Source organism: Actinospineispora spinosispora DSM 44797 (assembly GCF_000429025.1).
In the GTDB taxonomy this organism is placed as follows: domain Bacteria; phylum Actinomycetota; class Actinomycetes; order Mycobacteriales; family Pseudonocardiaceae; genus Pseudonocardia; species Pseudonocardia spinosispora.
On sequence record NZ_KE386833.1, the window covers coordinates 1,009,801 to 1,022,556 of the forward strand.

At 70.2% G+C, this 12,756-nt stretch carries 15 protein-coding genes; 7 read left to right on the forward strand and 8 right to left on the reverse strand.

Annotation, left to right across the window (positions count from 1 at the left end):
• Position 1 precedes the first annotated feature (1 nt).
• Positions 2-1,015, reverse strand: a complete 1,014-nt coding sequence (locus tag G406_RS0128425) for a LacI family DNA-binding transcriptional regulator (RefSeq protein WP_028936397.1) — start codon at positions 1,013-1,015, stop codon at positions 2-4.
• A 188-nt stretch (positions 1,016-1,203) separates the two neighbouring features.
• Here G406_RS0128425 and G406_RS0128430 point away from each other — a divergent pair, with 188 nt between their 5' ends.
• Complete coding sequence (locus tag G406_RS0128430) at positions 1,204-1,935, forward strand: dienelactone hydrolase family protein (RefSeq protein ID WP_028936398.1); 732 nt, start codon at positions 1,204-1,206, stop codon at positions 1,933-1,935.
• 264 nt (positions 1,936-2,199) lie between these two features.
• Here the strand turns inward: G406_RS0128430 and G406_RS58535 are convergent, their stop codons facing one another.
• Complete coding sequence (locus G406_RS58535) at positions 2,200-3,294, reverse strand: SDR family oxidoreductase (protein WP_211241270.1); 1,095 nt, start codon at positions 3,292-3,294, stop codon at positions 2,200-2,202.
• Positions 3,295-3,499: 205 nt separating this feature from the next.
• The gene (locus G406_RS0128445) at positions 3,500-4,717 is read right to left on the reverse strand and encodes an NAD(P)/FAD-dependent oxidoreductase (RefSeq protein WP_028936400.1); all 1,218 of its coding nucleotides are present in this window, start codon (positions 4,715-4,717) and stop codon (positions 3,500-3,502) included.
• A gap of 143 nt (positions 4,718-4,860) precedes the next feature.
• Here G406_RS0128445 and G406_RS50495 point away from each other — a divergent pair, with 143 nt between their 5' ends.
• Positions 4,861-5,277 (forward strand): cupin domain-containing protein, encoded by a 417-nt coding sequence (locus G406_RS50495; protein ID WP_037078571.1) that lies wholly within the window; start codon positions 4,861-4,863, stop codon positions 5,275-5,277.
• Between the two features lie 93 nt (positions 5,278-5,370).
• Here G406_RS50495 and G406_RS58540 read toward each other — a convergent pair whose 3' ends face one another.
• The 4 genes from G406_RS58540 to G406_RS50505 form a co-directional block, all read right to left on the reverse strand.
• Positions 5,371-5,793, reverse strand: a complete 423-nt coding sequence (locus G406_RS58540; protein WP_211241271.1) for a hypothetical protein — start codon at positions 5,791-5,793, stop codon at positions 5,371-5,373.
• Between the two features lie 86 nt (positions 5,794-5,879).
• Complete coding sequence (locus G406_RS58545; RefSeq protein ID WP_211241272.1) at positions 5,880-6,197, reverse strand: hypothetical protein; 318 nt, start codon at positions 6,195-6,197, stop codon at positions 5,880-5,882.
• Positions 6,198-6,206: 9 nt separating this feature from the next.
• Positions 6,207-7,031, reverse strand: coding sequence for a mycofactocin-coupled SDR family oxidoreductase (locus G406_RS0128460; RefSeq protein WP_028936401.1), 825 nt, complete (start codon positions 7,029-7,031; stop codon positions 6,207-6,209).
• A 183-nt stretch (positions 7,032-7,214) separates the two neighbouring features.
• Entirely contained in the window at positions 7,215-8,279 is a 1,065-nt protein-coding gene (locus tag G406_RS50505; RefSeq protein ID WP_084216421.1) for a copper resistance D family protein, read from the reverse strand.
• Positions 8,280-8,526: 247 nt separating this feature from the next.
• Here G406_RS50505 and G406_RS54645 point away from each other — a divergent pair, with 247 nt between their 5' ends.
• The 5 genes from G406_RS54645 to G406_RS0128490 are packed head-to-tail and all read left to right on the forward strand — an operon-like array spanning position 8,527 to position 12,244.
• On the forward strand, positions 8,527-10,545 hold the full coding sequence (locus G406_RS54645; RefSeq protein WP_084216422.1) for a sensor histidine kinase: 2,019 nt from the start codon (positions 8,527-8,529) through the stop codon (positions 10,543-10,545).
• On the forward strand, positions 10,542-10,952 hold the full coding sequence (locus G406_RS0128475; protein WP_037078573.1) for a roadblock/LC7 domain-containing protein: 411 nt from the start codon (positions 10,542-10,544) through the stop codon (positions 10,950-10,952). The genes G406_RS54645 and G406_RS0128475 overlap by 4 nt, the downstream gene beginning before the upstream one ends.
• A complete protein-coding gene (locus G406_RS0128480; RefSeq protein ID WP_028936403.1) occupies positions 10,949-11,326 on the forward strand; it encodes a DUF742 domain-containing protein in 378 nt (125 codons plus the stop codon). Before G406_RS0128475 ends, G406_RS0128480 begins: the two co-directional genes overlap by 4 nt.
• A complete protein-coding gene (locus G406_RS0128485; RefSeq protein WP_084216424.1) occupies positions 11,307-11,900 on the forward strand; it encodes a GTP-binding protein in 594 nt (197 codons plus the stop codon). Before G406_RS0128480 ends, G406_RS0128485 begins: the two co-directional genes overlap by 20 nt.
• Positions 11,897-12,244 (forward strand): hypothetical protein, encoded by a 348-nt coding sequence (locus tag G406_RS0128490; RefSeq protein WP_028936405.1) that lies wholly within the window; start codon positions 11,897-11,899, stop codon positions 12,242-12,244. Before G406_RS0128485 ends, G406_RS0128490 begins: the two co-directional genes overlap by 4 nt.
• A 2-nt stretch (positions 12,245-12,246) precedes the next feature.
• Here the strand turns inward: G406_RS0128490 and G406_RS0128495 are convergent, their stop codons facing one another.
• On the reverse strand, positions 12,247-12,747 hold the full coding sequence (locus G406_RS0128495; RefSeq protein ID WP_028936406.1) for a winged helix-turn-helix transcriptional regulator: 501 nt from the start codon (positions 12,745-12,747) through the stop codon (positions 12,247-12,249).
• Between the last annotated feature and the right edge of the window lie 9 nt (positions 12,748-12,756).

Here is a 12,756-nt window from a genome sequence, read left to right on the forward strand (position 1 = left end):
GTCAGGGGCGCAGGGTCGAGTCCCGGACGTTGAGCCGGATCGGGATCTCGATCCGGCTCTCGGCGGACCCGGCGCCCTCGACCAGGTTCACCAGCGCGGTCGCCGCCGCTCGGCCGACGTCTCGGGGGTACACGAACATCCCGGTGATCCGAGGGGACGTCAGCTGGAGCGAGCCGCTGTCGACCGCGCTGCAGATGCCCAGCTCACCCGGGACGTTCACGCCTCGCCGCTGCGCCTCGTGCAGCACGCTCAACGCGAGGTTCTCCGCGCTGGTGAAGATCGCGTCCGGAGCGGGGTGGCGATCCAGCAGACGTCCGAGTGCCTCGCCGGTCCCTTCGCGGGTGGGCGGCTCGTCGACCTCGACCACGATGGCGTCCACCCCGTGGGCGGCCGCGGCCTTCCGGTACCCGGCCATGATGTCGGAGGTGTAGGAACGGCTGGTGTCCGTGGTGATCAGCGCCGGCTGCCGGTAGCCCTGTTCCAGTAGGTGCGACACCATCAGCTCACCCGCCCGGACCAGGTCGTTGTCGACGACGACCGGGACCGCCCTACGGGGGTTGATCGGCCGGCCGGTGGTCACCAGCGGACGGCTGTCCCAGCCGTCGGAGAAGAACGGCTCGTCGCCTCGCGGGTCGACCAGGATCGCCCCGTCGACGGCGAAGGCACGCATGCCGTCGAGGTCGGCGTCCGGTGGGATGAGGATCAGGGCGTAGGACCGGTCGGCCGCCGCCTCCGAGGCGCCGTTCAACACTTCGAGGAAGTAGTCCGAGTTCGGCACCAGCGCGCAGTTCGCGGACGAGTCGACGGAGTTGGCGATCTGGATCGCCAGGGTGCGGCTTCGGCGGGTCACCAGCTGCTGCGCGTGGACGTTCGCGCGATAGCCGAGCCGGTCGGCGGTCCGCAGGACGTGTTCCCGGGTCTTCTCGGTGATCCGGCCCTGCCCACTCAGTACGTGCGACACCGTGGTGATCGAAACTCCCGCGGCGGCGGCCACATCGCGAATGGTTGTCGACACCGTTCTCCTCGCCAGCCCACGTCCGTCGGGTGCCTTCACGGTACGGCACACCGCGCACCTTGCGTCCACACCGCGCCACGTGCACATCGCGCGGTGTGGGCGCGAGGTGCGCGATGTGCGCGGGGCGGTGTTGCGCCGGGGGCGAACACCGGCCCGGGGCGGGGCAGCGGTCTCTACCGTCTGGTGTCATGACGGTGGTGACGACACGCACGGTCGAGTACCCGGCGGACGGCCTGACGATGGTCGGGCACCTGGCGCTCCCCTCAGGTACCGACCGTCGGCCCGCGGTTCTGCTCGGGCCCGAGGGGACCGGTCTCGACGATGTGCAGCGTCGTCGCGCCGACGCACTCGCGGAGCTCGGATACGTGGCGCTGGCCTTCGACATCCACGGTGGACGATGGTTCACCGATCCCCAGGAGATGCTGGACCGCTGCATGCCGCTGCTCGCCGACCCCGACCGGATGCGCGGAATCGGCCACGCGGCCCTGGAGGTGCTGCGCGGCGAACCACGGACCGACGCCGACCGGATCGCCGGTGTCGGCTACGGCACCGGCGGCGCGATCGTGCTGGAGCTCGGGCGCGCCGGTGTCGACCTGCGTGCGATCGCGACGATCAACGGGCTGGTCACCGGTCGCCCGGGCGAGGCCGCACAGATCCGCTGCCCGGTGTGGGCCGGCGTCGGATCCGAGGACCCGATCATGCCGCCTGCGCAACGGGACGCGTTCGCGGCCGAGATGCAGGCCGAGGGTGTCGACTGGCGCATGGTGATCTACGGCGGGGCCCTGCACGCGTTCCACCACCCGATGACCGAGCTCGACCAGGTTCTGCTGCCCGGCGTCGGCCCGCACCCCCGGCACGCGCAACGGGCCTGGAACGACGTGCTGGCGCTGCTCGCCGAGTGCCTGCCGCTGCCTGGGTGAGCGCTGAGGTCAGGTTCGCCGGGCGATAGTCGCCAGCAGGGCAACGGCCTCGTCGACAGCGTGCGGGGTGATGTTTCCGTAGCCGATGACGAAGCCGCGGGGGTTCGAGTCCGGGGTGAGCTGGTAGCGGGTGATGGTGTGCAGGGCGATGCCTTCCGCCTCGGCGAGAGCGGCCAGCTCGTCGGGGTGGGTGTCGGTCAGCTGCCGCGGGGTCGCCCGGACCGCGTGACGCGGCGGCCGTGACGACGCCGTCGGCGACGGGTCTCACATCGCCGACGACGTGGCGCGCCGGTCCCGTAGTACGGCCATACCGACGGCGGTGAGACCCAGGACCGCCACGACGGCGTTGGCGGTGTGGAGCGTGATCGTCAAGGCCAGGGTCGGAGGGAACGTGTTCAGCAGGTGGTAGAAGAAGTGCGGGACGGCCCAGGTCGAGAACGCCAGAGCGGCGGGCACGACGTAGTGGGTTCTCGGCGTCACCATGGCGATGCCGAGCACGAGCGCGATACCCATCGTCGCGCCGCCGAAGTCATGCGCGAAGTGGTGGCTGAACGGCGGGTTCAGGTTCACGGTGGGGAAGTTGTCGTAGAAGCTGTGCGGAGCGAACTGGTTCCAGCAGCCGACCAGCACCTCCTCCAGGAACGGGATCGCCAGGGTGAGGCGGATCGCGAGGTTGTTCATCGGGTTCCTCTCGTGGGCCTTCGGGTGGATGTCGCACCGGCCGCCTGTTCGACCTCGTGCAGGTACTCGGTGAAGGTTCGTTCGCCACGGACGTACTCGCCCCGGGGGAGCAGACCGCCGCCGGTCATCGCCGCGCCGGCCGCGCCCGGTATGCGCAGCGGCACCACGATCGCGCGGGACCGTCGCGCTCTCGCCAGACGGCGGGCCATGTCGGTCAGCTGGAGTGGTTCGGGTCCGGCCAGCGGTGGCAGGTGACCGGCCGGCTGCCGGCCCACCCGGGCGACCAGCGCGGGCGACCTCGGCCACGGCCACCGGCTGGCACAGCAGATGGGGCACCACCACGAACGGTCCGCGAGCGCCGTCCAGCAACGGCTCCGCGAACTCGTGGAACTGTGTCGCGCGCAGGATCGACCAGGGGAGCGGACCCAGCCGCACGGCCTCTTCCTGCGTGCGTTTGCCGAGATAGTAGCCCAGGCCGACGTCGTCGATGCCGACGATGGACAGCGTGATCACGTGCCGGGTCCCGGCCGACGCGCCCGCCTCCAGTAGGTTGCGCGTCGCCGAGGCGAAGAACTCGATCGCGGTCTTCTTCCGCACCGTCACGATGTTGCTGACGTCGATGATCTCCGTGCAGCCGGTCAGCGGGCCGGTGAGCCCGGTGCCCGTGGCCAGGTCCACCCCACGCGAGCGCGCGAGCACCACCGGGTCGTGTCCGGCCGCGACCAGTGCCTATACCACCAGCTCGCCGACCGTGCCGGTTCCTCCGGCGACCGCTACTCGCACGCTCGTGCCTCCCAGGGAGCTCGGGTATGCCACCCACCGGACGAGACGAGTAGGCCGAAACGTGACAGTTCTCGTCGCGGTGGGCAGACCAGGGATCGGGTCAGGCGGACACCTCGTCCAGCGACCACGTCGTGCTGTGGTCGGCCTGCTCGAGGAGCGCCTCGGCGTCGTCGACCGGCGGGTAGATCCACACGGCGTTGATGTTCTGCTTGAGCTGCTTTGCGCTGGCACCGGTCTTCTGGACCACGCGGTCCCATCCGAGGGTCACCACCGCACCCGCGGGACCGAGGTCGAGGCAGGTCACGTAAGGATTGGGCGCGAAGGGGACGAGGGGGCGTCCGAGCAGATCCGCCGCCACGTTGTGCCCGGCGAACTTGCCCTGCGGAACGGCGTGCTGGCAGCTCTGCATCACGGTGTGACCGGGCTCGGCCTCGGCGGCGGCGGTGTCGCCCGCCGCGTAGACGCCGGGCACCCCGACCACCCGGAAGAACTCGTCGACGACGAGTCGGCCGATCTGGTCCCGTCCGCCCGGAATGTGCGCGGTCAGCGGGCTGGCCAGCATTCCGGCCGTCCAGATGGCGGTCGCGGTCGGAATCTCGGTGCCGTCGTCGAGGAGCACGCCGTCCGGTCGTACCTCCGCGACGCTGACGCCGGCGTGGACCTCGATGCCGAGCCTGGAGAGGGCCTCCTCGATCTGGGGGCGCGGACCTTCGCCGAGCGCCGACCCGGCCGCATCGGACCGTTCGACCAGTACGACGCGGACCGGGGCGTCCGCACCGGCGATCTTCCGCAGCCGTTCGGTCAGCTCCGTGGCGACCTCCAGCCCGGTGAAGCCGGCGCCGATGACGACGGCGGTGTAGCGGCCCGGGACATCCTCGGCGGCCGGCAGCCGGTGAAGGTGCGCGTCCAGTGCGGCGGCGCCGGGCAGCTGGTCGACGTCGAAGAGGTGCTCGGCGCCGGGTAGCGCCGGCCGGACCACTCGGCTGCCCGCCGCCAGCACGAGTCGGTCGTAACCGATCTCGAGGGCACCGCCGTCCCGTCCGATCGCGGTCACGGTGTGTGCGTCGGTGCCGATCGCGGTGACGGTCGCCGCGATCCGCCGGACCCCGATCGGGCCGAGAACGCGGTCGAGCGCGACCCGCATGCGATCCGGGTTCGCCTCGTAGAGCCGGGGCCTGATCACGATGTCGTCGCCCGCGTCGATGAGCGTGACCCGGATGTCCGAATCGGGGACACCGGCGGCCCGGCGGTTGCGGACCACACCTGCGGCACACCACAGACCGGCGGAGCCGCCACCGACGATGACTACTTCGGACATGGGAATCCTCCTCGGGTCGCGGCGGGCCGGTGACCGTTGTGCAGTCACGGAGGCGGCCCGACGACGATTCGGGACACTAGACATCCTGGATATCTAGTGTCAAGGTTGAGTGGTCGCGCCGCGCCGAACGAAGGAGAGCCTGAGTGGCACAGTCAGAGATCGAGACCCGGATCACCGTGCTCGACGAGCACGACCTCGCGGAGCTCCCGCCTTCGGGACACCTGATGACCGCGGTCGTGGAGATTCCGCCGAACAACCCCGGCACTCCACCGCACCGGCACTCCGGCCCCGTGTACGGATACATGCTCGAAGGCGAGATGATCTTCGAGCTGGAGGGTGACCCGGCGAGGGTGCTACGCCCCGGGGACACCATCTGGGAGCCGGGTGGGGACCGCATCCACTACCAGGCGGCCAACCGGACGAGCTCCTGGACCCGGTTCGTCGTGGTGATGGCCTGCAAGCCCGGCGAGCCGATGCTGACCTACGTCGACGCCGAAGAGCTGGCCGCGCGAACACACCTGCGCAGCACCGCCCCCCTGGTCGAGCCCCAGGCGGGCTGACTCGGCCCCGGCTGGCCCGGTGCACCCACCGCATCGCCGGGCGGGCCCGCCGTGCACACCTTCCGTGGCGCCTCGCACGGACCGCACCGACGATCAGCCGTCGACGTGGAGCCGTTCCCGGAAGAGGGTCAGCACCTGGTCCAGCGCCGCGCGGGTGGGCTGCCCGGGTTCGTCGATGAGGTGCTCAGTGAGGATCGGGTGCGGCTTCATGACGGCATTCGGGTTGGCCGCGGAGTCATCGAGCTCGACGGCGACGAAGGCGTCGCCGAGCTCCCCGCGCAGGAACCGGAAGCGGCTTTCGGGCACGAGCCCGTCGCCGCGGAACCGCGGACCGAGGACCGTGAGGCCGTCGTTGGCGCACCGGCTCCTGACGATCGCCAGGTCGGCGGGCGAGATGTCGATCGCGCCGTGTTGTGCCCTGGTGATCGGAAGTGGCATCGAGGGCTGTGACAGGACCGGTGCGAGCAGCCGGTCGTCGGTGGCCATGACGAGTGCGTAGCCGCCGGTGAGACACATGCCCACAGCGCCGATGCCCGGGCCTGGCGCAGCGGCCGTGCTCGTGGGCCGCGAGTGCGCGCAGCCGGGTGACCACCGGTGAGGTCTTACCGGTGGCCCACACGGTGAACTCGCGGCTCACGCAGGCGCGGGTGATCGAGGTGGCGAGATGGCCGATGGTGGCGAGGGTGCCGCGGGCCGACGGATTGGGGGTCACGTCCGGGCTCCCCGAACAGTCGGGGGAGCCCGGCGGTGCAGCCGATGGCCGCCACCCGCTCGGCGAACTCGAGCATTCCGGGGGTGATGCCAGGCATCGCGGCGATCACGATCTCGGCGGGTCCGGTGCTCCGGCGCAACACCTCGTGGGTCAGGCCGTCGTGGGTGACGGAGTCGCGGTCGAACCCGCCGAGATCGTGGTCGCTCATCAGGAAGGACTACTTCACCGTGAAGCCGGCGTCGACGGGCAGCGTGACGCCGGTGACGTAGCGGGCCTCGTCGGACACCAGCCAGGCGATCGCGTTGCTGATGTCGATCGCCTCGATGGTCTCGACCGGCATGAGGTTGGACAGCGCCTGCGCCATGTCCGGCTTGGCTTCGAACACCTTGCCCAGCACGTCGTTGATGATCATGTCGGTGTTCACGCCGGTCGGGTGGACGCTGTTGACCCGGATGTTGTGGGGAGCCAGCCAGTGGCTGAACGAACGCATCAGCCCGACCACGCCGTGCTTGGCAGCCGCATAGCCGCTCAGTGCACCGCCGCCGTCACCGCCCCTGCCGGTCAGCCCCTGGGTGGAGCTGGTCAGCACAATCGCACCGCCCCTGCCCTGTTCGATCATGAACGGGGCCGCCGCGCTGACCGTGTTCCACACACCCGTCAGGTTGACGTCGACCACGTCACGGAACAGCTTGTCCTGGTCGGCGTCGGCGTCCGGGGTGACGCCGAGGATGCCCGCGTTGGCCAGGACGATGTCCACACCGCCGAGCTGGGCGACCCCTTCGGTGACGGCTTCGCGCAGCGCGCCGACGTCGCGGACGTCCGCCTGCCGGGACACGATGCGCCGGTCCAGCTCCTCGACCTGTGCGACCGTCTCGGCGAGGTCGTCGGCGCTGGCCAGTGGGTAGGGCACGGTGTCGATCTGCTGGCACAGGTCGATGGCGATGATGTCCGCACCCTCCTCGGCCAACCGCAGCGCGTGGCTACGGCCCTGGCCCCGTGCGGCACCGGTGATGAAGGCGACTTTGCCTTCGAGCTTGCCCATGATGCTCTCCTCCACAGCTCGACAGCGTGTGACCGAACTGTGCCAGCAGTCCGATCACCCCGCCCGCCCGTGTCACCTCGCAGAGCGTGGTGCTGTGCCGCAGATGCTGCAGTGTCTGCGACACGACGTGACGCTCTGCGAAGTCACGCTCGGCGTGGGCCGCCGAGCAAAGCCGGGCCGGGGTCAGCCGGTGGTGAGGACTCCGGTTCGGCTCAGCACCACAGCCAGGCCGAAAGCCACGCCCATGAGAGTCAGCTCGGCGGTCAGCCAGCCGGCCAGCGCCGTTCGCCTGGCGAGCGTGATCGAGGGCAGCAGGCGGAACCGGATGTGCGCGCCACAGCACCCGAGGAGTGCGAGGCACGCGGTCTTGGCCAGCACCAGCTGGCCGTAATGGCTGGTCAGGAGTACCGACGGCAGTTGCGTGCCGGGCGTGCTGGCGAGCTCGACCAGCGCGTTGAGCACGCCGGTCACCGCCACCACCGCCAGACACAGGCCCGCCAGCTGGGAGAACCGGGGAAGCGCACGGGCCAGCAGCGCCGGCCGGGTCAGCAGCAGTGCCGCCGTCGCGGACAGTCCACCGGTCCACGCGGTCGCGGCGAACACGTGCAGTTCCAGCGACACCATGGTCAGGTCGTGCCAGCGCTCCGACAGCGCTCCACTGTGGCCGGTGGCGAGCAGCGGCACCAGTCCAGCCCCGACGGTGACCACCAGGAGACGACAGGGCAGTGCGCCGTTCGACCGTGCTCCCGCCACCGCCAGCAGCGTGGTGAGCACCCCGGCCGCCGCGCTGGCCAGCAGGGCCTGCGCGCCGGGGAAGCCCGCGATGTACGCGCCGAGGGCGGCGGAAGTGACACCCGGAGCGAGCTCCGCGGTCTGGAGCACCACCGAGGCGAGTGCGGCGCTCACCCAGATCGTGGACGCGACCACCGTGGCGCGGTAGCCGGCTCGGAACACCCGGCCGAGCTCGGGTTCGGGACGTCCGCCGAACATCAGTCGTAGCAGGCTCAGCCCCAGCACCGCCGTCAGTGCCAGGTCGAGCAGCACCCGAGCGATCGGCACGGCGTAGAGGACCGGTCCGGAAACCGGCGCAAGGCCGGGGACGGGCGCCGGGGCGCTCACCCGGACCGCCACCAGCGTCGCCAGCACGGCAGCCGAGGGAACCACGAGCCAACCGGCGTGCGGTGGCGGGCGAGTGCCCGGAGTGCGGTGGCGGGGTGATCCGGACCGGGGCCGGGCATCGAGCTTCATCGTGGATGAGGCTCGCCGAGGATGCGAATGGTGGAAACCACCGAATGCGGAAACCATCTGCTCCGAATGACGCAATCGCCGGGGCGAGGTGCCGACATTGAGGGGTCTTAATGGTGACCGGTCCGGTAGATCAGTGTAATGTCCGCCGGGCGCGAGTAGGGCCCGTCCGCCGAGTCGCTCCCTGTGTATTGCTCCATTTGGCGGGTACCGAGCGGGATTGATTCGTGGAGGTTCGGTGAACTCACCGATGAAGACAGTGACCAGCTTTCTACCGAGAGGAAATCTGCTCGACGACACTGAGTGGGCGAGCCGTCACCGGTTGCTGCAATGGTTGCTCGCGGGACACCTGCCAGCCCTGTTCATCTTCGGCGTCGCGCTGGGCCATGAGGCGCTCACGACCGCCGCGTTCCTCCTGCCCCCGTTGGTGTTTGTGCTGCTCGGAAGGCAGATCAAGCAGCGACGCGTGGCATCGGTGATGATCACCGCGGGGCTGACCTACTGTTCGGTGCTCCTCGTCGGCCTGTCCAGGGGGTCGATCGAGGCGCACTTCCATTTCTTCATCATCATCGGGTTCATCGCGCTGTACCAGGACTGGGTCCCGTTCCTGTGGAATGTCGCGTTCACCGTACTCAGTCACGCGATGGGAACGATCTACAAGGCGGACCTGATATTTTCCTCCGGAGCGGCGCAACGGAGCCCGTGGTTATGGTCGGGAATTCATGGTGGCGCGGTGCTGGCTGCCTGTGTGGGGATGGTGCTGTTCTGGCGAGTGACAGAAGATGAACAGCGAGAACGGCGTGACCTGAGTAAACAGCTGACCGTCGCGGAGCGCCGGCGATTCACCTCGCAGTTGCTGGTGAACTTGGCACGACGTAACCAGAGCATGCTGTACCGCCAGCTCGAGATCATCAACGAGATGGAGGACCGGGAGCGTGATCCGGATGCGTTGGCCGAGCTGTTCCAGCTCGATCACCTCGCGACGCGGGTCCGGCGCAACGCCGAGAGCCTGCTGGTGCTGTCCGGTGAGCAGCCTGCGAGGGTCTGGCGGGCACCGGTCGCGCTGCACGAGGTGATCAGGGCGGCCATCGCGGAGACCGAGGACCTGGACCGGGTCGACATCGCGGTGGACGAGCGGGTCGCCGTCGCCGGACACAGCGTCACCGACCTGACCCACCTGCTGGCCGAGCTCACCGAGAACGCGGTCCGGTTCTCCCCGCCGCACTCGGGTGTCACCATCCGCAGCCGCGTCGCCTCCGGCGGCGCCGGGGGACACCTGGTGACGATCGAGGACTGGGGCGTGGGCATGCCGGCTGACGTGCTCACGACGTACAACCAGGTGCTCGCGGACCCGCCGGAGGTCGATCTCGCGGTACCCCAGCAGCTCGGCTTCCACGTCGTGGCCCGCCTCGCCGAGCGTCACCACATCGAGGTCTCGCTGACGCCGACTCCCGGTGGCGGGCTCACCGCCGCGGTTCTGCTCTCGACCAGCCTGGTGGTCAGTCATGCGGCCACGGAGCCGACTGCCCGCAACGGGCGGCAGCACCGAGTCGACTCCCGCCCGAACGGTGCCGCGTCCGAGGCTCCTGCCCGGTCCAGGCATGCGATACACCCACAGGCGGCGCCGGTGCTCGAGGCGGAACGGGCCGACTGGGTGGTCACGACGATGCCGAAGCAGGTCTCGGCGCCTGCGATCGAGACCGAACCGCGTCGCGCCGTCGAGGCGCCACCCGCCGCGGCGTCGCTGGTCGCGCCCACCCCGGTCCCGCTGGCGCCGTCGGCTCCGGGATGGTCCGGCTGGTGGACGCCAGACGACCGGGCCGACCGGGCCTTGGACGCCATCCGGCACGAGCCGCGTGGCCGAGCCGCCGAGGACCGGACGAACGGTCCGGCCGAGGTGTCACCGATCGATCACCCGGTGCCGTACCCGAGGGCGAACCCGCCGAGGCCACGACCGGGGCGGCCTCCCGAGTCCGCGACGGGCCCGGAACCGGGCAGTGTCCCGGACCGGCCGCGCACGGATCTCCACGCCGAGGACGGCGACGGTGAACCGAGGCTCAACCGCCGGGTGCCGCAGACCCATCTCGCCCCCGAGCTGCGGGTGCCCGTCGAGATGGCCGAGCCCGTCGAACCCGCGCGGACCTCGACGCACCCGTTGACCAGCTACCAGGCCAACCGCAACGCCGCGGCGGCCGCGTGGGCCGACCCCGCGAAGGCTCCCGAGGCACGGCGCGAGTCAGAACCCGAGACCGAGAGAGGACAGGCATGACGCTGGATGGACCGACGGGCGGTGAGCTCGACTGGCTGCTGGCGGATTTCGCCAAGGCGATGCCGGGCGTGCGGCACGCACTCGTGGTGTCGGCCGACGGACTGCGCCTCGCAGCGTCGGAGACGCTCGACCCGTCCTTCGCGGACCGGCTGGCTGCCGCCGCATCCGGCCTGGTCAGCCTGTCGCGGGGAACCGCGAAGGTGCTGGCGGCCGAGCCGGTCAGCCAGACGATCGTCGAGATGGCCGGCGGGTACCTGTTCGTCAGCTCGTTGAGCCAGGGCTCCACGTTGACCGTCTACGCCGACCGCGACTGCGACATCGGGCTGCTCGGCTACGAGATGACCATGCTCGCCAACCGGGCGGGACACCTGCTGGCCGCGGCACCCCGTGGCGGCGTGCCACGGTGAACTCGCACGGAGCGAACGGCCGGGACGACAGCTGGCGGGTCGTCCCGGTCTACGCCCTGACCCGGGGACGGACCCGGTCGGTGGGTGAACAGATGCCGATCGAGGCGATGGTCACCGCGAACGAACTGGCCGACCGGCACAACGCCGCGCTGCAGGTGGAGTACCGGGAGATTCTCGACCTGGTGTCCGGCCCGGTGTCGATCATCGAGATCAGCGCGACGCTGCAGGTTCCGGCAGGAGTGGCCCGAGTGCTGGTGAACGACCTGACCAGCGCCGGATACCTCACGATGCACCTGCCGCCGCCGACCGAGCCCAACGGTCGGCCCAACGCTGAACTGCTAGAAAGGCTGCTGGATGGACTCCGTTCGCTCTGAGGCACCGCCGCGCCGACCGTCGTCGGGCGAGCGGGACCTGGTCGCGTTGAAGGTTCTGGTCGCGGGTGGTTTCGGGGTCGGCAAGACGACGTTCGTCGGCGCCCTGTCGGAGATTCCGCCGTTGAGCACCGAGGAGCAGATGACGACCGCGTCGATCGGCGTCGACGACGCGGACGCGGTCCCGGACAAACAGACGACCACGGTGGCCATGGACTTCGGCAGGCTCACCGTCGACGACTCGCTCATCCTGTACCTGTTCGGAACCCCGGGACAGGACCGGTTCTGGTTCATGTGGGACGAGCTGGCCAGGGGCGCCGTCGGTGCCATCGTGCTCGTCGACCTGCGCCGGGTCGACGACTCGTTCGCCGCGATCGACTACTTCGAGAACCGGGGCCTTCCGTTCGTCCTCGCGCTCAACGAGTTCCCGGAGACACCGAGCTTCAGCGACGGGTCGGTCCGCGATGCGCTCGTGCTGGCCGCGGACTGCCCGCTGCTGCGCATGGACGCACGGGAGGGGACGTCGAGCCGAGCGGCGCTCATCGCCCTCGTCGAGCACGCACTGGCCCGCACGTGACACCGCCGGAGGCTCGGGAGCCCGCCAGGGAACACCGGTCGGAACCGGTGGCCGGCCTGGTCGCCTCGATCAGGGCCGGCATCCGGCTGCGGGACGGGTACTACCTGAGTGAAGAGCTCGTCGACCTCTACCTGGTAGGCGTGCTGCGTGGTGTCGCGGTCGGTCTGCTGGACGCGGACGGTCCGTACGGCAGGGACGAGACGGCACGCTCGGTCCGGCTCGACGAGCTGGCGAGCACGTCCGCCGAGCTGCTCGAACACCTGCACCAGTTGCGTCCACCGCCGGCCAGGGTCAACCCGGCGCCCGAGCCGAGACGCCCCGAGACGTGGGTGAGCCCGGGCTGACGCTACGGGTGGGTCCGGGCGGCCGACGCGACCGTCTCCTCGAGCTCTACGACGTGCCCTTCCGTGCATTCGACGCGGACCGTCACCTCGGCTCCGCAGCCGGCGTGGGTCATCCGTATCGGGCCGCCCGGCACGTCGTCGCGGTGCGTGTCGCCCCACTGCATGAGCGCCTGCAACACCGGGAACAGGTCACGTCCCTTGTCGGTGAGCACGTACTCGTTGCGGGTGCGGCGACGGGGTTCGCGGTAGGGGACGAGGCACAGGACGCCTGCCTCGACCAGTTGCTTGAGCCTGGTTGCGGCTGCGGCCTCGGTGATGCCGGCGCGCCGTGCCAGATCGTCGAACCGGCGGCCGCCGTAGAGGACCTCACGCAGCAGCACCATCGCCGACCGGGTTCCGACCACGGCGAGCGTGCGCTCGATGGAGCACCAGCCGGTGGTGATCCAGCTGTCCCGGTCGGCGAGCGAACCGGAGAGGGTCAGTGAGGATGCCGTGGACGTCACACGGCGGAT

Excerpts from the sequence above, each read along its gene's own strand:
- G406_RS0128475 (WP_037078573.1), top strand. The coding sequence starts at position 10,542 with ATGACGCTGGATGGACCGACGGGCGGTGAGCTCGACTGGCTGCTGGCG.
- G406_RS0128460 (WP_028936401.1), bottom strand. The coding sequence starts at position 7,031 with ATGGGCAAGCTCGAAGGCAAAGTCGCCTTCATCACCGGTGCCGCACGG.
- G406_RS54645 (WP_084216422.1), top strand. The coding sequence starts at position 8,527 with ATGAAGACAGTGACCAGCTTTCTACCGAGAGGAAATCTGCTCGACGAC.
- G406_RS58540 (WP_211241271.1), bottom strand. The coding sequence starts at position 5,793 with ATGTGTCTCACCGGCGGCTACGCACTCGTCATGGCCACCGACGACCGG.
- G406_RS0128485 (WP_084216424.1), top strand. The coding sequence starts at position 11,307 with ATGGACTCCGTTCGCTCTGAGGCACCGCCGCGCCGACCGTCGTCGGGC.
- G406_RS0128445 (WP_028936400.1), bottom strand. The coding sequence starts at position 4,717 with ATGTCCGAAGTAGTCATCGTCGGTGGCGGCTCCGCCGGTCTGTGGTGT.
- G406_RS0128430 (WP_028936398.1), top strand. The coding sequence starts at position 1,204 with ATGACGGTGGTGACGACACGCACGGTCGAGTACCCGGCGGACGGCCTG.
- G406_RS58545 (WP_211241272.1), bottom strand. The coding sequence starts at position 6,197 with ATGAGCGACCACGATCTCGGCGGGTTCGACCGCGACTCCGTCACCCAC.
- G406_RS50505 (WP_084216421.1), bottom strand. The coding sequence starts at position 8,279 with ATGAAGCTCGATGCCCGGCCCCGGTCCGGATCACCCCGCCACCGCACT.